Consider the following 20,232-nt stretch of genomic DNA (forward strand, 5'->3'; position numbering starts at 1 on the left):
GTTTGATATTGATGATGTTGTGGTTGACTAAATTATATCAAGCGAACAAAGGCCTTGTGCTTTTTTATTGGCTAAACTATTGAATTTTCAAGGTACAAGCCCACTTTTGCAAGTGGGAAGTTTAAGTTCCTAATAAAATCAATTGGCTCACCGAAGTTGATTTCAAATAAAAAAGAAAAAATAAAAGATAATGACGAGGATGATGAATAGTTTTGTGTTAAATTGTCTTCTGTGTAGCTAAAAGAGGTAATTCATGAAAAATAATACTAAACCAAAGAGCAAACTAGGAATGTGGATTGCTATTGCAATTATCGTAGTCGCCGGTTTCTTGGTAGTTCGAAATCAATTCAAGTCACCATCTCGTGTTACTGAAGAATTTTTAAGTGCAATTAAGAAGGGCGATGATGGCCAACTTAAAAAAGTTTATTCTGGGTCTAGCGCTCCTTTTGCTTTGACAAAGTTTAAAGCTGAAGCTAAATCTGATTCTTTAACCAAAATGATGCTTGAAATGTTAGAGGATTTTGACTATCAGGTTAAGAATGAAAAGGTTAATGGAAATAAGGCTTCTGTAACTGTAACAATTAAAACTTATGCAATGGGGGACGTTGTCTCGAACTTGATAAGTGATGCTCGTGACGATCCAACTCAGTATATAGGATACAGTTCTGATGACTTTAAAAAAGATATCTATAAAGAATTTTCCAAGCTCAAGAAAGAAAATAAGAAATCGTACACAAAGAATCTTGTCATCAATTTAACCAAGACTAATGGTAAGTGGCAAGTTAATGACTTTAATAGTGACGATCTCGATGTAATCTTAAATGCTGTTACTGGTAATTTTAATTCTGCAATAGGTGAGGCAAACAATGACTATTAATAGAATTTTGAAGGGCCTAAGCAAAGCGACTATTGCCGTCGCATTGCTTGGTGGTGTTGCAACGACAAACTCAAATCAACCTTTAACTGTTCAAGCAGCTAAGAAGAAGGCTAAGAAAGTCTCCAAAAAGAAGGCTGCTAAGAAGTCAAAGAAAAAGGTAACAAAGAAGTCTAAAAAGAAGGTAGTTAAGAAGACTACTAAGAAAAAGGTTGCCAAGAAAGTAACTAAAAAGAAGCCTAAGAAAGCTGTCAAGAAAGTCGTTAAGAAACCGGCCAAAAAGGTAGTTAAGAAGCCTTCAAAGCCAAAGACGACTGTAAAGAAGAGTACGCAAAAGCCGGCAAGTACCCCTTCACAACCAGCTAAACAAGTAGTGAAGAAGACTACTCAAGCCGACCGTTACACTCCAGTTGTCTCTTCTAATGCTGTTAAGCTGGATTGGGGAGAAGATTTGACCACTTACAACTTATCTGGTGCTATCTCCAACCTTGGCAGTTTGCCAGATGGGATTACTGTAGAATTGCAGGATAAAAATAGCATGAGTACGCTTCATGGTGGTAGCTACAGTGTGAATTTAGTAGTTACTTATCCTGATGGGTCGAAGGATGTTGTTGGCCCTGCAAGCTATGTGGTTGCCACTGCAGATGCTGATAAGTACACTCCAGTTTTGAAGACTAACTCATTTAACCTTAAATGGGATAATGGATGGGTGTATACTGATGGGGAAAATTTCGAAACTGGTTTTAGATCTAGTTGGGATACTGTTAAGGCTAAATGGCTTACTAATGAAAAAGGTTATTTCCCTAATGAAGCTTCTGGCGGAACAGACTTTGATTTTGTAACAGACATTAAAGGCAAGAACGACTTTCAAAAACCCGAAGAAACGGGTGGCGACTTTACAGTATATCTAAAAACTACGTACCCCGATGATTCATATTCAATTTCTGGTCCAGTTAAATTGCATTTTGAACCAAGTGATGCAGCAAAATATGAGCCAAAAGTTAAGAATAATATCAGAATTCCGTTAAGTGTTATCAAGGGCGACGATTTCCATGAAAAGGAGGTACCATACGTCTTTGAAAATGCAAATGAATTGCCAAAGGGTACTCGGGTTGATGGTTTTGATTATTCGGAATCCGGCAACTATGAAGAAAATACGGTATATGTATCATATCCAGATGGCAGTGAAGATGAAATTGATGAAACAGTAAATTACCAAGTTTATTAACCATTTCCTATAGACTGGAGCTCGCTTAAAAGTCTAAAGTATTTTGACATAGCCCTATAACTAAAAGTATGGGCTATGTTTTTGTGTGAAAGTGTAAAGAGAGAAATAAATGAAAGCAAGAAAAATTTTGACAATATTGTCGGCAACTAGTGCGCTATTACTGGTTGCGGGATGCAGCAACAGCCAGCAATCTTCTGAAAAGGCAGCGAAGCAAAGCAGTAAAAAGCAATCTTCAAAGAAGAGTTCCAGCAAGAAAAAAGTCTTTAAGACTAAGGTTGTAAAGAAGCAGTCTAGTGAGAGCTCCTCATCTGAAGCTAGCTCTTCTAGTTCAAGTAGCCAGACTTCACAATCAAGTAGCAGTAGCATTACAAGCAGTCAGTCATCATCAAGCGCGGTTTCTAGCTCATCCAGCAGCAGTCAAACACAGAAGTATGCTGATGAAGAATACGCTGCTGCAGTTTGGCTAACTGGTGAAAATGCAAAATATGGTTTTAGCGAATCTAGTGTCTTCTACCATTCAGACAAGGTCGCTAATATGTACATTTATCAGGGGCAAAAATATGCCAATCAGACCCATATTACAGTTAATGCCAACGATGTCTTGGTAGAGTACGACGTTGTTCCAGGAGCCCACCCACATGGAATGGACCAGAAAACTTTTACCAAGGAAGAACTAAATAAAACCATTGCTCAGCATAAGCAAGAAATCGATGACTACATCAGCGAGCAAGGCAGCAACCAAGACGAAGACTACTAATCACTTACTTAATCCAAACCTGATTTTTCCTCAATTTTTTCAAAAGAGCTCGGCTAGAGCTCTTTTTTCTTTTCCTATTAATGCTAAAATTAGAAGCGAATGATTGAAGATAATGGAGCAATACAATGTTAGATAAGACAAAACAAATTTGGTTTATTGGTATCAAGGGTACCGGGATGGCATCCCTGGCCCTGATCTTGCACGACTTAGGCTACAACGTTGCCGGCAGTGACATCGACAAGTACACTTTTACCCAGGACCCCCTGAAGGCTGCTGGGATTGAAGTTGCTTCTTTTTCAAAGGACAACATCAAAGGCGAAGGGCAAGTCATCGTTAAGGGTAACGCCTTTAAGAGCGACAACATTGAAGTGGCTGCTTGCGAAGAAAAGGGCGTTGCTTGGCAAAGCTACCCAGACACGGTTGAAGAAATTGTCCAACAATACACCAGCATCGGCGTTGCTGGCTCACACGGCAAGACCTCAACTACTGGCCTCTTGGCAACGGTTTTGAGTGAAGCCGCACCAACCTCTTTCTTGATTGGTGACGGGATGGGCAAGGGCGTCAAGGACTCCCGCTTCTTCGTCTACGAAGCTGACGAGTACCGCCGGCACTTTTTGGCCTACCACCCAGACTACCAGATCATGACCAACGTGGACTTTGACCACCCGGACTACTTCAAGGACCGTGACGACTACGCTTCAGCCTTCCAGACGGCAGCTGACCAGACCAAGAAGGGGCTTTTTGTCTGGGGCGATGACGAGCGCCTGCAAAAGATCCAGCCAAAGACTGCCAAGAAGTACACTTATGGCTTGAAGGAAACTGATGACTTCCAAGCCTTTGACGTCAAGAAGACCACTCAAGGCGCAACCTTCCATGTGAAGGCTGACGGCAAGGACTTGGGCGAGTTTGAGATTCACCTGTTCGGCGACCACAATATCATGAACGCCACGGCCGTAATCGCCGTTGCCTACACTGAAGGCGTTGACCTTGACTTGGTCAAGGACGGTCTGGTCAAGTACCATGGTGCCAAGCGGCGCTTCAGTGAAAAGGACTTTGGCGACACGGTCGTGATCGATGACTACGCTCACCACCCAACTGAATTGCGCGCGACCATCCAGGCAGCCCGGCAGAAGTACCCGGACCGCAAGCTGGTAACGGTTTTCCAGCCGCACACCTATTCCAGAACCAAGGAATTTGAAGAAGACTACGTTGACATCCTTAAGGGCGTCGACAAGGCCTACCTGACTCCAATCTACGGGTCAGCCCGTGAAAAGTCAGGGGACATCAAGAGCGAAGACATTACCAGTCAAATCCCAGGCGCGGAAGTCATCGACTTCGACAACCTGAAAGACCTCTTGAACTACAAGGGCGACTGCATCGTCTTCATGGGCGCTGGTGACATTCCTAAGTACGAAGTAGCTTTTGAAGACATGCTGCAAAAGTAGCAGAAAATGCTGACCGCGGTCAGCAATATCATAAGTTAAGGCGGAGACGCCTTGAAACGCTCATCGTTGGATGAGCGTTTTTTAGTATATTTTTGGGGACTAAGGCCAAAATTGCATTCGCGAGCCAGCCGGCAGGTCAGCGGGCTTTTTTGATTCCATATTTTTTCCGGAAAGCGCCAGGCGTGATTCCTTTCAGCTGGCTAAAGGCCTTTGAAAAATTAGCCACGTCCTGGTAGCCTAATTCGCTGCTGATCTCTTCCAGGCGCTTGTTAGTCAGGCGCAATTCGTTTTCCGCGATATTCATCCTGATCCGGATGCGCAAGTGGACGAAGTCGTGGCCAAAAAGCTTGCGGCAAAGGCGGGAAAAATGTAAGCGCCCAATAGCACAGTATATTAAAATCCCATCCTAGCAATGCTAAGATGGGATTAATCAGTTTATGGGACTTTACTTACAGTGGAGCTGAACATTTTCGGACCATGGTAAATAGGCTTCCAGACGTTGATTATCTAATAAGGACGGCTCATTGGGCAACTTGTCTAGAAGATAGTTGATATATTTGAATTGATCCAAGCCATTTTGCTTGGCAGTTTCGAGTATGCTCATAATGATGGCCATGGCTTTGGCGCCAGTGCTGCTCTGTGAAAAGAGCCAGTTCTTGCGTCCCATGACGATCTCTTTGACTGCTCGCTCTGCTCTGTTGTTGGACAGTTCAAGTCGACCATCTTTCAGAATGTTCATGAACTTGTCCATATGGTTTAAGCAGTACTGGAAGGCTGCCCCCAGCTTGCCTGATGGCAGCACGGAGACTGATTTCTTGTAGCACCAGTCGGAAAACTTCTTAAGCAGAGGCTTTAATTCAGACTGGCGTTTCTTGTATCTTTCTTCAGCCGAAAGGTCCTTCCAGGAGTGCTCAAGGCTAAACATTTGATCACAGTAGTGGATCCCCTGTTTGGCAACTGAAGTCGCGTCGGACTCTCTGGCCTTGTCTTTTGGCAAGGAGTCACGGAACTTCCGCCTTGCATGAGCCATACAGCCAACAAGAGTCACATCTTGTTGGCTTAATCGCAGATAGCCAGGATATTGATCACAATGAAGGTATCCGCTGAAGCCTGTGAGGAAATTCCATGCTTCGATGCCTTTTCGTGACCCGTGGTGATATAGAACAATCGGCGTCTTGGCATGCTTGCCTGACAAGAAGGTCCAGACATAGTCTTTGGCTCTCTCGCTGTCTAGAACTCGGTACGGCGTCTCATCTGCGTGAATGACCTCCAGCTTTAGCAGCTCTTGTCTCAAGCGCTCGTAAAGGCTGGAAAGGTAGTACTCACAGACTTTGATATGCCAATTGGAAACCGTCTTGTGATCAAGCGGAAGGCCCATGCGCCGCAAGTCTTTTTCTTGTCGGTAGGCAGGAATCTTGAGAACGTACTTCTGATAGATCGTATTTGAGATCAAAGAAGCTGAGCCAAGACTGTTGGTTAACGGTGCCTTGGGCACTGGAGCCTTGATAATCTTGTCAGCCGGTGCTTCATCACTGCAGTGCTGGCACTTGTAAGAGTGCTGAATGTGATCGATTCTCTTAATCTTGGCTGGAACGTACAGCAGCTCTTGTCTAGCGCAGAAACTGCCGATCTCTTTCAGCTCGTGGCGGCAGTCCGGGCAGGTAAGGTCATCCAACTGGTAATGAACTTCCTCGCCAGGTAGAGAATCTAAGATATCTTGCTTTCTGCCGACTTGCTTGCGTCTCTTATAGGTAATAGTTTCGGTAATGCGAGGGCAAGTCCTCGTCATCTTCACCGCCAGCCTTGTCTTCGTCAAAGAGACTCAGCTGGTTAGTATTGACAACGTTCTTTTCGGATGATTTTCCGTAAAGCTTCCTGGTCAAATACTCAACTTGTTCAGTAAGAAGGGCGACCTGCTTGAGCAGCTCTTCGTTAGTTGCTTTGAGCGTTTCGATTAAAGCTGAAGTGTCTTTGTCGGTCATAGTTGTTGTCCCTCCTTGATTCATAATCATAAGAATACCAGAAAAGCTCGTGAAATCAATACAATTCACGAGCTCTTGCGATATGAATTTTAGGATCAATGGTAAAGCCCTGCATCAAGCGCATGACTTGCTCATCAGACAGCTCTCGCACTTCATCTTCATTGTTTGGCCAGGCAAGCTTTCCATTCTCAAAGCGCTTATAGAGCAGCCAGAATCCCTGGCCATCCCAATAAAGTGCCTTGAAGCGGTCCTTTCGACTGCCACAGAAAAGAAAGACGCACCCGGAGAAGGGATCGAGATGGAAGCTCTTCTTAACTATGTAAGCAAGCGAATCGATCCCCCGACGCATGTCGGTCTTACCGCAAACAATGAACACGCGACCCAGTTCAGCCAGATTAATCATGGCTCAAGAACCTGTCTACGACCTCGAGCATAAGCTCGTTAGTGGCGTCATTGTAAAATGACAGCTCAACCCCATTGGACTTCAGGTTAAGAACAAGCCGGTTCCTTCCTAGCCTATTCTTAGGTCTGATTCTGTCCTTTGGCAGCTCGAGCGGTACGATTGGATGTTCAGTCATAATATCGTGTTCCTCCGTATTCAATTGTTAAGAACAGTATATGACTATTGAACAGAGGTCGATAGATACCGCGCTATTGGGCGCTTACGGAAAAATAGTTGGGCTGGTAGCCAAAGTATGCCGCGGCCTCGCGCAGGCTGGCTTGGCCGTTTTTGCCGGTCAGGTAGGTCAAGATGGCCCCGGCTTGGGTATCTGGGCCGGCGTGGCGGATCTGCTTGACCGGAAAAGTGGACGCGGCCGCGTTGATCTTGACCTGGTAGTGGTGGAGCAGCTCAGTGCAAAGGAGACCAAACAGGCGCTGGCTTTGGAAGTCGTCGTAGGCATCCCCGCGGCCCGCTTGGCTGAGCAGGTCCAGCAGGTTCAGGTAGTTGTGGCAGACCAGGTCTGAGGACCTGTCTCTCTTCAAAAACCGGAACTTCGCCCTGCAGATGCTTGGCTTCTTCCTTTTGCAGACGATGTCGCTGGACCACGCCTTCTTGCTGCCCAACTATATTCAGTTGGTCAACGGCAAGAGCGCCCTTTTGGCCGGCATTGTCGTATTGCCGGCTGGCTGCGTCAGCGCGCTCTTATGCATCGTTGGCGGCCGTCTTTATGACGAGCATGGGGCCCGCAAGCCGGTTTTGCTGGCTGGGACCTGCGTCTTATTGGAAGTCGCCGTCATGTTCCTGCTGGTCAAGCAGCTGACGCCAGTCACGATTGGCGTGATCTACCCCTTCTACATGGGCGGGATGGCCATCACCATGTGCTGCATCATGACCGATGCCTTAAACCAATTGCCAGCCAGCAGACCCAGGGGAACGCGATCATGACCACCCTGCAGCAGTTTGCCGGGGCTTTCGGGACTTCAGTGACCACAGCGGTCGTTGCCCTCAGCCAGGCACAAGCTGGCAGCAAGGGAAGTGTCGCGACTGCCCAAGGGACGCGCTTGGCCTTGATGCTCATGCTGCTTTTTGCCCTGGTCATGCTGGCGGCATTCTTTGCCTCGACTAAGGACAAGCAGGCAGATTAAGAAAAAACACCAAAAAGTCAAAGAAAAAACATAATAAATAACGATTGGCATTTTATTACGTTGAGGGCGAGAAAACTTGGCATTTCAATGCCAAGTTGAATCGCCCTCTTTTTTTGTTTTAACACGTGAACATTAGTTCGGTATGCGATATAATATAAATAGCTAAAGAACTGCAAATGCTGAAAGAAGGTACGACTCATATAGTTAAATACGAATTCAGGAATGATGAGCCAGATATCATCCATGGACGAGGCTACGCATACAACCGCAATTACCACATCGTCTGGTGTACCAAGTATCGCAACCAAGCATTGGCTAATCCGATTATTGTCGATTCACTCAAGGACAAGATCTTTCAGATCTGCCGTGAGAATGAGTATACGGTCAAGGCTCTGGAAATAATGTCAACTCACGTGCATATTCTGCTGTCTGCCAAACCCAAAGAGAGCGTGACAAATATCGTCAAGAAGCTCAAAGGCATTACGGCCAAGTGGCTTTTTGCAAAGTATCCGGAAATGATGAAGGAATACTTCTGGGGTGGTCACGTCTGGTTACCGAGCTATTACGCAGGAAGCATTGGAGTGACAACCGAAGCTGTCGTCAAGAAATACATTAAGACGCAATGGAATAGACCGTTTCACTAAACGCTAGAAAGGAGGAAGCGACATGGCAATACGCAAGCGCAAGTCAGATCTGCCGGAGTATGGAGTGAAAATCAGATTGTACCCGACTCTCGTACAACAAGCCAAACTTAGACAGTTCTTTGGCAATGATCGCTTCCTCTGGAATCAGCTTGTCAGCCTCTATCAGGAACGCTACAAGAACAACAAGAAATCAAAATTGTTAACGGAATTCGATCTTAACAATCTGCTTCCCGCTTTAAAGAACGAATATCCATTCCTCAAGGCAAGCGACAGCTCCAGCTTCCAAATTGTGACCAAGAACATCAGCGATGCCTGGGAGGCGTTCTTTGCCGGAACGAGACGCAAGCCCCGCTTCCACTCAAAGCATAGCGCCAAGCAGTCATATACTGGCAAGTCGTCCGGCATCCGGATCATGGGCAAAAGAAACGTGTTCCTGCCGAAGCTGAGAAGAGTAAGATCATCGAAAACCGGCGTCATCGACGGCAAGATCAAGCGTTACACGATCAGCGTCGATGCTTGCGGGCGCTACTGGCTTTCTCTCATTGTGGAGAAAAAGACCGCCTTCCTGCCAAAGACTGGCAAGGCGGTTGGCATTGACGTGGGGCTGACGCACTTGGCCATCCTGTCGGACGGCAGAAAGTTTGACAAGTTCTCATCGGATTTCTGCGAGAAACAAGCAGAAATCTGGCAGAGCAAGTCATCCAAGCGCCGTCATTTGGCTTTGGTTAAGTCGCAGCAGGACGCCAGCAGGAAGGTTCTTGGCGCAAAAAGCCTGTCTGACTATCACAACTGGCAGAAAGCCAATGTCGCCAAGAATCGCTATATGAGCCGCATCACGAATCAGCGCGATGACTATCTGCACAAGATCACGGATCAGTTGGTGAGGGAATACGATGTTATCGTCATCGAGGATTTAAAGATCAAGAACATGACGAAGAATCACCACCTTGCCCGCTCGATTCTGCGCCAAAGCTGGGGCAGATTCCGTGACATGCTGGAGTACAAGTGCAAGAAGTACGGAAAGATCCTCATCAAGGTCAATCCAGCATACACCAGCCGAATCTGCTCAAAATGCGGCAAGGATACGGACAAGAAGCCACTGTCAGTGCGGGAATGGGACTGCCCATTCTGCAAGGCGCACCATGACCGTGACGTCAATGCATCAATCAATATTTTGCTTAAAGGACTTGCCCAGCTCTGAGAGAGCTGGGCAAGCAAAAAATCGTACCGTCAAACAGCAGTCAATGCGGCTTGGCGGAATCGTCGGAGGGGGCACTTCCGTGATAAATAGACTGACCTCTGTTTTTGCACTGCTGTTCAGCTTGCTGGACAGAACCAGTAAAAATCAGGCTTGGCTTCGGTCAATCCTGCTTGCAAGAATAAGTTGGTCGTTCTCAGAAGCTGTAGGCTGCGCGTGAGCACTAGCCTATAAAGAAACCCCCGACCTTGGTCGGGGGAGCATGTCATAATTACTATAGATGTGACTGTTAAGACGGGAGAAAAAGGCTATAATTAAGTACGGTAGTGTATAAATATGTCAAGGGAAGGCAATAAATCCAGTTTTATCGTAACGGATGCTTTTTTTCGGAGACTTTATGAAGAAGAGACTGATTGTGAGACGCTTGCTGGCAGGCATTGCTCTGCTGGTCTTGTCCGCGTGTTGCCTGGCGATGGCCTATTGGCTGTTCAGGCGGGCTGGCGCGGCAGATTCTTCGGCCACGGTCTTGAAGACAGCGACGGCTGCTGGCAACCTTGGCCTGACATATGCTGCTTTTGACTTTATGACTGGACTGGTCTACGTCGCGACCAGGCGGGAATTCCCCCGCCGCGGCGCCGCGCTCGCCGTCCTGCTGGCTAGCGCCTGTCTCTTGGCGTTTACCAGCAAGCAGGCAGTCGGGCAATTCGCCAGCTGCCGGACCTTTTATGCCGTGTCCGCCATGGCTTTCGTGGCCTTGGGGATGCCTGGGATCAAGGGCTTCAAGGACATGCCATTCTGGTCAAAAGAACTGGAGCAGGCAAATAAGCGAAAGAAACAGGCTTAAGGCCTGTTTTTTAGCATTTAAGGAAAACAAGCTCCAGAATTTAAAGAAAGAGCTGAAAACTGTTAAAATCTTAGTTAGTAAGATTTTGACAGTTTTTATTTTGAAGGATGTTACAGCCGCAATGACAGATAAGAAGAAAAAATTACTTTTGATTGATGGCAATTCGGTCGCTTTCCGGGCCTTTTTTGCCATGTACCAGCAACTGGACAAGTTCAAAAACCCTGAAGGCTTGCATACCAATGCCATTTTTGCCTTTAAGAACATGCTGGACGTCGTCCTCAAGCAGGAAGAACCCAGCCACATTCTGGTGGCCTTTGACGCCGGCAAGGTGACTTTCAGAACCAAGATGTACGGTGAATACAAGGGCGGGCGCGACAAGACGCCGGCTGAACTGTCCGAGCAGCTGCCCTACATCAAGGAAATGCTGCAGGACATGGGGATTGCCACTTACGAGCTGCCTGACTATGAAGCCGATGACATCATCGGGACCATGGCCAAGCGGGGAGCTGACGACGGCTTTGACGTGGCCGTGGTTACCGGGGACCGGGACTTGACCCAGCTGGCCAGCGAGCACGTGACGGTCTACGTTACCAAGTCTGGGGTGACCAAATTGGAGGCCTATACCCCGGAGCACATGCAGGAAGTCAACGGGGTGACGCCGACGGAATTCATCGATATGAAGGCCCTGATGGGGGATGCTTCCGACAACTACCCAGGCGTGACCAAGGTCGGGCCCAAGACTGCTTCGCGCCTGATCCAGAAGTATCACACGGTCGAGAACCTGTATGAGCACGTGGATGAAATGAAGAAGTCCAAGCTCAAGGAGAATTTGCTCAACGACAAGGACAAGGCCCTTTTAGGCAAAAAGCTGGCCGCCATCAAGTGCGATTCGCCAGTCAGCCTGACCATGGAGCAAGTGGCCTACCAGGGCGCCAGCGTTGCCGACCTGCGGCGCTTCTATGAAAAGATGAACTTCCGCCGCTTTTTGAGCGATATGGCTGAAAATGGCGATTTCGCGGGCAAAGAGGCTGAAGGCAAGCAACTGGACTTTGTCAAGCTGGAAAAAGCAGCGGTTGCCAGTTTGCCAGAAGCTAAGGAAATCGGCTTCTACCTGGAAATTTTTGGCGAAAATTATCACCTGGCGCCTTTTGCCGGCTTTGCCCTGAAGATCGGCCAGCAGATCTGGGTTTCCCGGGACGTTGACCTGCTCAAGGAAAAGCGGCTGCGCGGCTTTTTGGAAAACAAGACCATCGTCAAGAACGTCTTTGACCTGAAACGGACCACTTACGGCTTGCACCGCCTGGGCATTGAAGCCCAGGGGATCGGCTACGACATGCTGCTGGCCTCATACTTGGTCGACAATGAGAACAACTCCAACGATCTGGGCGAGGTGGTTCACCAGTACGGGGACTATGACGTCAAGAGCGACTTGGACGTCTATGGCAAAGGCAAGGCAGCCGCCATTCCTGATGACGACGCGGTCTTCTTCAACCACCTGGCCGGCAAGGTGGCAGCGATTGACCAGCTCAAGGCCAGCCTGCTCAAGCAGCTCAAGGACCATGAGCAAGACGACCTGTTTGACGCGATTGAAATCCCGACTGCCCGGGTTTTGGCCAAGATGGAATTGAACGGGATCAAGGTCGAGGCCAAGACCCTGCAAGCTTTGCAAAAAGAATACGGGGACCGGCTGAAGGAGCTGGAAAGCAAGATCTACCAAGAAGCTGGGGAAGAGTTCAACTTGAACTCGCCTAAGCAGTTGGGCGTGATCCTGTTTGAAAAGCTGGGCCTGCCGGTCATCAAGAAGACCAAGACCGGCTACTCGACTTCAGTGGAGGTCTTGAACCAGCTGAAGGATAAAAGTCCGGTGGTCAGCGACATCCTGGCCTACCGGCAGATCGCCAAGATCCAGTCGACCTACGTCAATGGCCTGCTGGACGTGATTGATCCCGCGGACGGGAAGATCCACACCCGCTACCTGCAAACCTTGACGGCGACTGGTCGCTTGTCTTCAGTTGACCCCAACCTGCAGAACATTCCAACCAGAACCGAAGAGGGCAAGCAGATCCGCAAGGCTTTCGTGCCGTCAACGCCAGATGGCTACATCTTCTCCTGCGACTATTCACAAGTTGAGCTCCGGGTCTTGGCCCACGTCTCCGGGGATGCCAACATGCAGGAAGCCTTCAAGACCGGCTACGACATCCACGCCCACACGGCCATGAAGATCTTCCATCTAAGCAAGATCGATGAGGTGACGCCGCTTGAAAGACGGCGGGCCAAGGCGGTCAACTTCGGGATCGTCTACGGGATTTCCGACTACGGCCTGTCCAAGAACCTGGGCATCAGCCGCAAGCAGGCCAAAAGCTTCATCGAAAGCTACTTTGACCAGTACCCAGGCATCCAGGCCTACATGGACCAGGCCGTCAAGGAAGCCCGGGAAAAGGGCTACGCTGAGACGATCATGCACCGGCGCCGCTACCTGCCTGACATCCACGCCAAGAACTTCAATGTTCGCTCCTTCGCAGAAAGAACGGCCATCAACTCTCCAATCCAAGGGTCAGCCGCGGATATTATGAAGATCGCCATGATCAACATGCAAAAGAAGCTGGATGAACTGGGCCTGAAGACCAAGATGGTGGTTCAGGTGCACGACGAATTGATTTTTGACGTGCCAAAAGAAGAGCTGGAAACGATCAAGCAGATCGTCCCGGAAGTCATGCAGAAGGCCGTCTCCCTTGACGTGCCGCTCTTGGCGGATTCCGGCTGGGGCCACAACTGGTACGATGCCAAGTAGATTGGGGTGAGCAAGATGCCAGAAATGCCTGAAGTTGAGACAGTCAGACGGACCTTGACGCCGCTGGTGGCCGGCAAGACCATCAAAAAGGTGGAGGTGTGGTATGACAAGATCATTGCCGGGGATGCTCGGGCCTTTGCCCAGAAGCTGGCCGGCAAGCAGATTCTGCGCGTGGACCGCTATGGGAAGTTCCTGCTCTTTCGCTTGTCGGACAACCTGACGCTGGTTTCCCACCTGCGCATGGAGGGCAAGTACCGCTTGCTTGCTCCTCAAGCCGCGGTTGGCAAGCACGACCACGTCCAGTTTGCCTTTACCGACGGCACTGCCTTAAGGTACAGCGACGTGCGCAAGTTTGGCCGCATGCAGCTGGTTGAGACGGGGACTGAGCGCGAGCAGACCGGGATCGGCAAGCTGGGGGTGGAGCCCAACAGCCCGGAGTTTACGCGGGACTTTTTGTGCCGGGCTTTAGCCAAGAAGAGCAAGAAGATCAAGAACCTGCTCTTAGACCAGAGCGTCGTCTGCGGTCTGGGCAACATCTACTGCGACGAGGTCCTCTGGCAAAGCCGGATCCACCCCTTGAGCCAGGCAAGCGCAATTCCGTCTGAAAAAGTGACTGCCCTGCATGACAATATCAACCAGACGATCGCCTTGGCCACGAAATTGCGGGGGACGACGGTTCATACCTTCCTTGACGCGGACGGTCAAAGCGGCCAGTTCCAGAAGAAGCTGCAGGTCTATGGCCACGCGGGCGAGCCCTGCCAGCGCTGCGGAACCGTGCTTGAAAAGATCAAGGTCAGCGGGCGGGGGACGACCTTTTGCCCGCAATGCCAAGTATTGTATAGGGAGAAACACAAACAGGATTAGGCAGAGCAAAAATGACTTTTTATTTAGGATTGACCGGCGGCATCGCGACGGGCAAGTCGACGGCAGCCAGCTACTTTAGAGAACGGGGCCTGCGGGTGATTGACGCCGACCAGATCGCCCATGCCCAGCAAGCGCCCGGCCAGGTGACCTGGCGCGAGATCAAGGAGAATTTTGGGGCAGAATTTATTAACGAAGACCAGACGGTCAACCGCCAGAAGCTGGGCGCCTATGTCTTTGCCCATCCAGATGAACTGGCCCGGCTGTCCAAAATCAGCCACGGGGCGGTTTTGGCGGAAATCAAGCAGGAGATGCAGGCAGCCAAGAGAGCTGGGGAAGGGGTCTGCGTGATTGATGTGCCGCTATTGTTTGAAGCGGGCTGGCAGGACCTGTTTGACGCGACTTTGCTGATCGCTGCTCCATATGACCTGGAACTTGAGCGGTTGATGAAGAGAAACCAGCTCAGCCGCGAGCAGGCCAAGGCGCGGATCAAATCTCAGCTGCCGCTGGGTGAAAAACGCTGTCTGGCTAGCTATGTCATTGAAAATACTGGTACAATAGAAGAACTAAGAACGAATTTACAACAACTTCTTGAAGAAATTTCTTGAAAGGAGCAAGCACTATGCTTTGTCCAAATTGTCATAAGAACTCATCCCGCGTTATTGACTCGCGGCCAACCGATGAAGGGCGGACCATCCGCCGGCGCCGGGAATGCGAAAGCTGCGGCTACCGCTTTACGACTTTTGAGCGGGTTGAGCAGTCGCCTTTGCTGGTGATCAAGAATGACGGCACCCGTGAAGCCTTCAGCCGGGAAAAGATCCTCCGCGGCGTGGCGGCCGCCTGCCAGAAGCGCCCAGTGACCAGCGACCAGCTGGACAAATTGGTGGACAACGTGGAAAACCAGATCCGGGCTAAAGGCGTCAATGAAATCTCCTCAAAAGAAATTGGCGAATTGGTGATGGACCAGCTGGCGGATATCGACGACGTGGCCTACATCCGCTTTGCCAGCATTTACCGTCAGTTTACCGACATGTCCAGTTTCATGAAGACCATGGAGGACATGATGGACCGGCACAGCAAGAAGTGAGTCTAAATGTTTGAAAGTTCCAATCCTAAGCAGCGCTACCTGGTGATCAACCGCGTCGCTTTGACTTCAAAGCAGGAGCGGGTCCTGATCAAGCTCTACCAGCCCCTGGTAGCGTCTTTGGGCGTGGCCGTCTACCAGACCCTGATTGAGGAATACGACCCCTTCCAGATGCTGGCTGATGCCCCGGCCCTGTACTTTTTGCAAGAGCAGCTGGATTGCAGTCTGGGCGACTTGTTCAAGGCCCTGCACAAGTTGGAGGCCGTGGGGCTGCTTACGACCTACCTGAGCGAGAACGTGCGCTTGGGTCAGCTGCTGGCTTTCAAGCTTAAGGAAGTGCCAGAGGCCAGCGAGTTCTTCAACACCTCGCTTTTGGCCAGCCTCTTGAAGGAAAAAGTCGGCAGCTACCGCTTCAGCCGCCTGAGCCAGGACTTTGCCAAGCAGGCCAAGCGCGAGGAGAAGCAGCTGCAGAACCTGCGGGACGTTTCTGCCTCTTTCTTTGAGGTCTTCCGCCTGCCAGACGAGGAGGCCATCACCCCGTCCGCGGAGGTTCAGCAGGCAGCCCAGGAGAATGAGGCTGCCGCGAGCGACGCGGCCCAAGTCAACGTCCGGCAGGTAGACTGGCAGTTCCTGAAGGACTGCTTCGCGGTCTACCATATTGACCCAAGCGAGATCGACCGGCAAAAGGACCAGATCCAGGCCGTCATGGCCACTTATGGCCTAAGCGAGCAGGAATTTGTCGATGAATCCCTGCCAAGCCTGCATGGAACCAGCAAGCTGGACGTGGGCAAGATAGGCCGTTCTTTGACTTACAACTACAAGGCCAACCACCGCCGCCAGCAGGTTAAAAACAGCCTGGCCAAGAGCGAGGGCGGCCAGGTCAGCGTCGACCAGCGTGACCGGCAGCTGCTGCAGCTGGCCAAGTCAAAGGCCCCGGCCCAGTTCCTCAACTACATGAAGGACCGAAAAGGGGGCTTTACGACCAAGTCTGAGTACCAGGTCATCAATGATTTGAGCTGGAAGGTGGGCTTCAGCCCGGAAATGCTCAATATCTTGATCTATACCTGTCTGCACTACCAGCCGGTCTTGAGCCTGTCTTTGGCTGAGAGGATTGCCAATGACTGGATGCAGCACAAGCTGGCCACGCCGGAAGCGGCCTTGGCTTACATCCGCCAGCGCTCACAGAACAAGCAGACCACGACGCGCTACTATGGCCCCCGCCAGGTCGAGAAGGGGACCGACTGGTCCAAGAAGCAGGCCGAGCAGGTCGACGTGACGCCAGAACAGCTGGCGGCCCTGCTTGACGATGAAGACGAGAAGAAGGCGGGCGGCAAGCCCGAAGACAAGTAAGAGACGAGTAGGTGAAGCAGATGGAATCAATTGGCGAAATGTTGAAGAAGGCGATGGCGGATTCGCTCAAGGACCAGGAGCGGCCGGCCGGCGCGGAATCAGCCCAGGAATTGGCTGACCGGGCCATCAAGGATCCGGACGTGCAGAAATTTTTGAAAGAGCATGCCAGCGAATTGTCCAAGCAGGCCGTCCAGGACAGCATGACCAATATCTGTGAGTTCTACCTGCAAAAGACCAGCCCGGTCAAGGCGATTGCTGACTATCAAGCTGAGCTCTTCATGAACGGCCCCTTGATCGGGGTTCGCTATTTGCCGACTGCCGCCAAGCGGCAAAGGGATGAGGAGCGGGCGGCTGAAAGCCGGATCGAATTGATCGATATGCCAAAGAAGCTGCGCCGGATTACCCTGACCGATTTGGACAAGGGCGACCCAGGCCGCAACGCTGCCTTATTGGCGGTTGGCAAGTTCCTGGATGAATACGAAAAGCACCATACGGCCAAAGGCTTGTATCTGACCGGCGATTTTGGGGTCGGCAAGACTTACATCATGGCTGGTCTGGCCAACCGGGTAGCCAAAAATGGGGGCAAGGTGATCTTTTTGCACCTGCCGACCTTCATCTCGGGCTTGTCCAGCCACTTTAGCGACAATAGCCTGCAAAGGGAGATCCAAAGGGTGGCTTCCTGTGATGTCTTGATCTTGGACGACATTGGGGCTGAAACCTTGAGTCAGTGGTCCCGCGACGACGTCTTGGGCGTCATCCTGCAGGCCAGAATGGATAATGACCTGGCGACCTGCTTCACGTCCAATATGGAAATGGACGACTTGGAGGACCATTTTGCCAGCACCAAGAACGCGGTGGATCCAGTCAAGGCAGCCCGCTTGATGCAGCGAGTCCGCTACCTGGCCAAGGAGATCATCGTAACTGGCCGCAACCGCCGCTTAAATTAAATTCAAAAAAGTCCTTGCCTTATTCAAAGAGCGGGGTATAATCAGAAAGTAAATAGAAGACATGATTTCGGCCGCTTCAGAGAGGCGGAGCCAAGTTCTGGAAGCTCCCCATTAGGCCGCAACCCCACCTTCTATGCCCAAAGATGAATGATATGGCCGGATCCCGTTATCGATCCGTGAATGAGTGACCGGATAGGGCAGCGCCCTATGCCAGGTCTGAATTTTGGGTGGAACCACGATATTAATTTCGTCCCGAGCACGTCTGTTTGGCGTGCCCGGGACTTTTTTGTTTCTGGAGGATTTTTTAGTTATGAGTTTTGCTTTGACTTTGCCAGATGGCTCAAAGAAAGAATTCGAAGCAGCCGTTTCAGTTGCTGACCTTGCTGCAAGCATTTCAACCTCACTGGGCAAGAGTGCCGTTGCGGCTAAGGTTGACGGCGCCGTTAAGCCGCTTGACTTTGAATTGAGCGAAGACCACGAAGTAGCCATCCTGACTGACAAGGATGAAGAAGGCTTGGCAGTGCTGCGCGCAACTGCTGCTTTCGTATTGGAAGCTCTGGTTAAGAGCAAGTACCCGGAAATCAAGCTGGGCCAAGCTGAAGTCTCAAAGGACGGCTTCTTCATCGAAACCGATAAGGACGACCAAATCAAGGTTACCGAATTGCCAGAGCTGGAAAAGGCTTTGCAAAAGGAAATCAAGAACGGCTTGCCAATTGAGCACGTACAAGCAGCCAAGAGCGAGCTGGCAGAAGAATTCAAGGATGACCCATACAAGTCAGAATTGCTGCAAAGCGCCGGTGACGTCGTTGACGCCTACAAGCTGGGTGACTTCGTTGACTTTGGCTTTGACGCCCTGTTGCCTAACACTGGTAAGATCAAGAAGTTCAAGCTGCTTTCAGTAGCTGGTGCCTACTGGAAGGGCAAGAGCTCAAACCCAATGCTGCAAAGAATCTTCGGGACGGCCTTCTTCAAGCAGGCTGACCTTGATGCGGACATGAAGCGCCGCGCTGAAATCAAGGAACGCGACCACCGGACCATCGGCCGTGACCTGGACCTCTTCTTCGTTGACCCTAAGGTTGGCGCGGGCCTTCCTTACTGGATGCCAAAGGGTGCCACTATCCGCCGGATCATCGAACGCTACATCGTTGACAAGGAAGTTGCCGCCGGCTACGAACACGTCTACACTCCAGTTTTGATGAACCTGGACGCTTACAAGACTTCTGGCCACTGGGCTCACTACCGTGAAGACATGTTCCCGCCAATGGACATGGGTGAAGGCGAATGGCTTGAATTGCGGCCAATGAACTGCCCAAGCCACATCCAAATCTACAAGCACCACATCCGCTCATATCGTGAGCTGCCAATCCGGATCGCTGAATTGGGGATGATGCACCGCTACGAAAAGTCAGGTGCCTTGTCAGGTCTGCAACGCGTTCGTGAAATGACTTTGAACGACGGCCACACTTTCGTAGCCCTGGACCAAGTCAAGGATGAATTTGCTAGAACCCTGCAGATCATCATGGACGTCTACCACGACTTCAACATCAACGACTACTACTTCCGTCTGTCATACCGTGACCCAAAGAACACTGACAAGTACTTTGCCAACGATGAAATGTGGGAAAGAAGCCAAAGCATGCTGAAGGCCGCGATGGACGACATGGGTCTGGACTACGTTGAAGCAGAAGGCGAAGCTGCCTTCTACGGTCCAAAGCTGGATATCCAAACCAAGACTGCCTTGGGCAACGACGAAACCATGTCCACCATCCAACTGGACTTCATGCTGCCAGAACGCTTCAAGCTGACTTACGTCGGCGCTGATGGCGAAGAACACCGTCCAGTTATGATCCACCGCGGGATCGTCGGCACTATGGAACGCTTCATCGCTTACCTGACTGAAATCTACAAGGGTGCCTTCCCAACTTGGCTGGCTCCAATTCAAGCTGAAATCATTCCAGTCAACCTGGACGCTCACTCAGACTACGCGAAGAAGGTTCGTGACGAATTGCGTGCCAAGGGCTTCAGAGCTGAAATCGACTTCAGAAACGAAAAGCTGGGCTACAAGATCCGTGAATCCCAAACCCAAAAGGTACCTTACACTCTGGTCCTTGGTGATGATGAAATGAACGCCGGCACGGTTAACGTCCGTCCTTACGGGACTGAAGAACAAAACACCGAGAGCCTGGACGAATTCATCGCTAAGCTGACTGACGACGTAAAGCACTACTCACGCGAAGACTAACTGCCAGTCCATTAAGATTGGTCCCTTTCTGACATAACAAAACATCCTGTCTCAACTCTGAGGCAGGATGTTTTTGTGTATGTGCTTCTTCACTTGGGGTTACATCATGTCGAAGGTGATTAAGTGGCAGTCGACTTGCCGGGCCAGGTGACGGCATTTGTCAGTAAAGCCGGTCTTGGAGAAAAGGTAGTAGTTTTTCTTAGGAGTGGGGAAGAGGCTGCTCCGGTAGAAAAGGGTTTTGAGAATATCAGCGGAGATTGGCTCATTTTTCGTAAGCGCCCAATAGCGCGGTATCTATCGACCTCTGTTCAATAGTCATATACTGTTCTTAACAATTGAATACGGAGGAACACGATATTATGACTGAACATCCAATCGTACCGCTCGAGCTGCCAAAG

Annotated in this window: 22 protein-coding genes and 1 pseudogene; 16 read left to right on the plus strand and 7 right to left on the minus strand. The window is 50.2% G+C overall.

Annotation, left to right across the window (positions count from 1 at the left end; all coding sequences use genetic code 11):
• The first annotated feature begins 253 nt into the window (after positions 1 to 253).
• The 4 genes from FYJ62_RS08630 (at position 254) to murC (ending at position 4,304) form a co-directional block, all read left to right on the plus strand.
• The gene (locus FYJ62_RS08630) at positions 254 to 877 is read left to right on the plus strand and encodes a DUF4878 domain-containing protein (RefSeq protein ID WP_154549292.1); all 624 of its coding nucleotides are present in this window, start codon (positions 254 to 256) and stop codon (positions 875 to 877) included.
• A complete protein-coding gene (locus FYJ62_RS08635; RefSeq protein ID WP_154549293.1) occupies positions 867 to 2,102 on the plus strand; it encodes a Rib/alpha-like domain-containing protein in 1,236 nt (411 codons plus the stop codon). The genes FYJ62_RS08630 and FYJ62_RS08635 overlap by 11 nt, the downstream gene beginning before the upstream one ends.
• A 109-nt stretch (positions 2,103 to 2,211) precedes the next feature.
• Positions 2,212 to 2,859, plus strand: a complete 648-nt coding sequence (locus FYJ62_RS08640) for a hypothetical protein (protein WP_154549294.1) — start codon at positions 2,212 to 2,214, stop codon at positions 2,857 to 2,859.
• A gap of 125 nt (positions 2,860 to 2,984) precedes the next feature.
• Positions 2,985 to 4,304: a UDP-N-acetylmuramate--L-alanine ligase gene (gene murC / locus FYJ62_RS08645; protein WP_154549295.1), complete on the plus strand. Its 1,320-nt coding sequence runs from the start codon at positions 2,985 to 2,987 to the stop codon at positions 4,302 to 4,304.
• A 136-nt stretch (positions 4,305 to 4,440) separates the two neighbouring features.
• On the opposite strand, the gene FYJ62_RS08650 is transcribed toward murC, so the two are convergent.
• The 6 genes from FYJ62_RS08650 to FYJ62_RS08675 form a co-directional block, all read right to left on the minus strand.
• Complete coding sequence (locus FYJ62_RS08650; RefSeq protein ID WP_326832027.1) at positions 4,441 to 4,704, minus strand: helix-turn-helix transcriptional regulator; 264 nt, start codon at positions 4,702 to 4,704, stop codon at positions 4,441 to 4,443.
• A gap of 45 nt (positions 4,705 to 4,749) precedes the next feature.
• Entirely contained in the window at positions 4,750 to 6,093 is a 1,344-nt protein-coding gene (gene tnpC, locus FYJ62_RS08655) for an IS66 family transposase (RefSeq protein ID WP_154549296.1), read from the minus strand.
• On the minus strand, positions 6,050 to 6,286 hold the full coding sequence (locus tag FYJ62_RS08660) for an IS66 family transposase (protein ID WP_154549297.1): 237 nt from the start codon (positions 6,284 to 6,286) through the stop codon (positions 6,050 to 6,052). Before FYJ62_RS08660 ends, tnpC begins: the two co-directional genes overlap by 44 nt.
• Before the next feature lie 55 nt (positions 6,287 to 6,341).
• Positions 6,342 to 6,689, minus strand: a complete 348-nt coding sequence (gene tnpB, locus FYJ62_RS08665; protein WP_154486615.1) for an IS66 family insertion sequence element accessory protein TnpB — start codon at positions 6,687 to 6,689, stop codon at positions 6,342 to 6,344.
• Positions 6,682 to 6,864, minus strand: coding sequence for a hypothetical protein (locus FYJ62_RS10850; protein WP_154549298.1), 183 nt, complete (start codon positions 6,862 to 6,864; stop codon positions 6,682 to 6,684). The genes tnpB and FYJ62_RS10850 overlap by 8 nt, the downstream gene beginning before the upstream one ends.
• A 73-nt stretch (positions 6,865 to 6,937) precedes the next feature.
• Positions 6,938 to 7,270 carry a hypothetical protein gene (locus FYJ62_RS08675; RefSeq protein WP_154549299.1) on the minus strand — a complete coding sequence of 111 codons (333 nt, stop codon included), beginning with the start codon at positions 7,268 to 7,270 and terminating at the stop codon, positions 6,938 to 6,940.
• Here FYJ62_RS08675 and FYJ62_RS08680 point away from each other — a divergent pair.
• The 12 genes from FYJ62_RS08680 (at position 7,233) to thrS (ending at position 19,834) form a co-directional block, all read left to right on the plus strand.
• Positions 7,233 to 7,673, plus strand: coding sequence for an MFS transporter (locus tag FYJ62_RS08680; RefSeq protein WP_154549300.1), 441 nt, complete (start codon positions 7,233 to 7,235; stop codon positions 7,671 to 7,673). The genes FYJ62_RS08675 and FYJ62_RS08680 overlap by 38 nt on opposite strands.
• Complete coding sequence (locus tag FYJ62_RS08685) at positions 7,670 to 7,873, plus strand: hypothetical protein (protein WP_154549301.1); 204 nt, start codon at positions 7,670 to 7,672, stop codon at positions 7,871 to 7,873. The genes FYJ62_RS08680 and FYJ62_RS08685 overlap by 4 nt, the downstream gene beginning before the upstream one ends.
• Positions 7,874 to 8,073: 200 nt before the next feature.
• Complete coding sequence (tnpA, locus tag FYJ62_RS08690) at positions 8,074 to 8,517, plus strand: IS200/IS605 family transposase (protein ID WP_456073121.1); 444 nt, start codon at positions 8,074 to 8,076, stop codon at positions 8,515 to 8,517.
• A gap of 22 nt (positions 8,518 to 8,539) precedes the next feature.
• Entirely contained in the window at positions 8,540 to 9,718 is a 1,179-nt protein-coding gene (locus FYJ62_RS08695; protein ID WP_154549303.1) for an RNA-guided endonuclease InsQ/TnpB family protein, read from the plus strand.
• A gap of 394 nt (positions 9,719 to 10,112) precedes the next feature.
• On the plus strand, positions 10,113 to 10,559 hold the full coding sequence (locus FYJ62_RS08700; RefSeq protein ID WP_154549304.1) for a hypothetical protein: 447 nt from the start codon (positions 10,113 to 10,115) through the stop codon (positions 10,557 to 10,559).
• A gap of 121 nt (positions 10,560 to 10,680) precedes the next feature.
• The gene (polA, locus tag FYJ62_RS08705) at positions 10,681 to 13,350 is read left to right on the plus strand and encodes a DNA polymerase I (RefSeq protein WP_154549305.1); all 2,670 of its coding nucleotides are present in this window, start codon (positions 10,681 to 10,683) and stop codon (positions 13,348 to 13,350) included.
• Positions 13,351 to 13,365: 15 nt separating this feature from the next.
• Positions 13,366 to 14,214 (plus strand): DNA-formamidopyrimidine glycosylase, encoded by an 849-nt coding sequence (gene mutM, locus FYJ62_RS08710; protein WP_154549306.1) that lies wholly within the window; start codon positions 13,366 to 13,368, stop codon positions 14,212 to 14,214.
• 11 nt (positions 14,215 to 14,225) lie between these two features.
• On the plus strand, positions 14,226 to 14,819 hold the full coding sequence (gene coaE / locus FYJ62_RS08715; RefSeq protein ID WP_154549307.1) for a dephospho-CoA kinase: 594 nt from the start codon (positions 14,226 to 14,228) through the stop codon (positions 14,817 to 14,819).
• A gap of 14 nt (positions 14,820 to 14,833) precedes the next feature.
• The gene (gene nrdR, locus FYJ62_RS08720; protein WP_154549308.1) at positions 14,834 to 15,298 is read left to right on the plus strand and encodes a transcriptional regulator NrdR; all 465 of its coding nucleotides are present in this window, start codon (positions 14,834 to 14,836) and stop codon (positions 15,296 to 15,298) included.
• Positions 15,299 to 15,304: 6 nt separating this feature from the next.
• Entirely contained in the window at positions 15,305 to 16,645 is a 1,341-nt protein-coding gene (locus tag FYJ62_RS08725; RefSeq protein ID WP_154549309.1) for a DnaD domain protein, read from the plus strand.
• Positions 16,646 to 16,665: 20 nt separating this feature from the next.
• Entirely contained in the window at positions 16,666 to 17,592 is a 927-nt protein-coding gene (gene dnaI, locus FYJ62_RS08730) for a primosomal protein DnaI (RefSeq protein WP_154549311.1), read from the plus strand.
• 310 nt (positions 17,593 to 17,902) lie between these two features.
• On the plus strand, positions 17,903 to 19,834 hold the full coding sequence (gene thrS, locus FYJ62_RS08735) for a threonine--tRNA ligase (RefSeq protein ID WP_154549310.1): 1,932 nt from the start codon (positions 17,903 to 17,905) through the stop codon (positions 19,832 to 19,834).
• 99 nt (positions 19,835 to 19,933) lie between these two features.
• On the opposite strand, the pseudogene FYJ62_RS11005 reads toward thrS, so the two are convergent.
• A pseudogene (locus tag FYJ62_RS11005) lies at positions 19,934 to 20,104 on the minus strand (ATP-binding protein); the annotation flags it as partial.
• Between the last annotated feature and the right edge of the window lie 128 nt (positions 20,105 to 20,232).

It is taken from the genome of Lactobacillus porci, assembly GCF_009695985.1.
Lineage (GTDB): Bacteria > Bacillota > Bacilli > Lactobacillales > Lactobacillaceae > Lactobacillus > Lactobacillus absianus.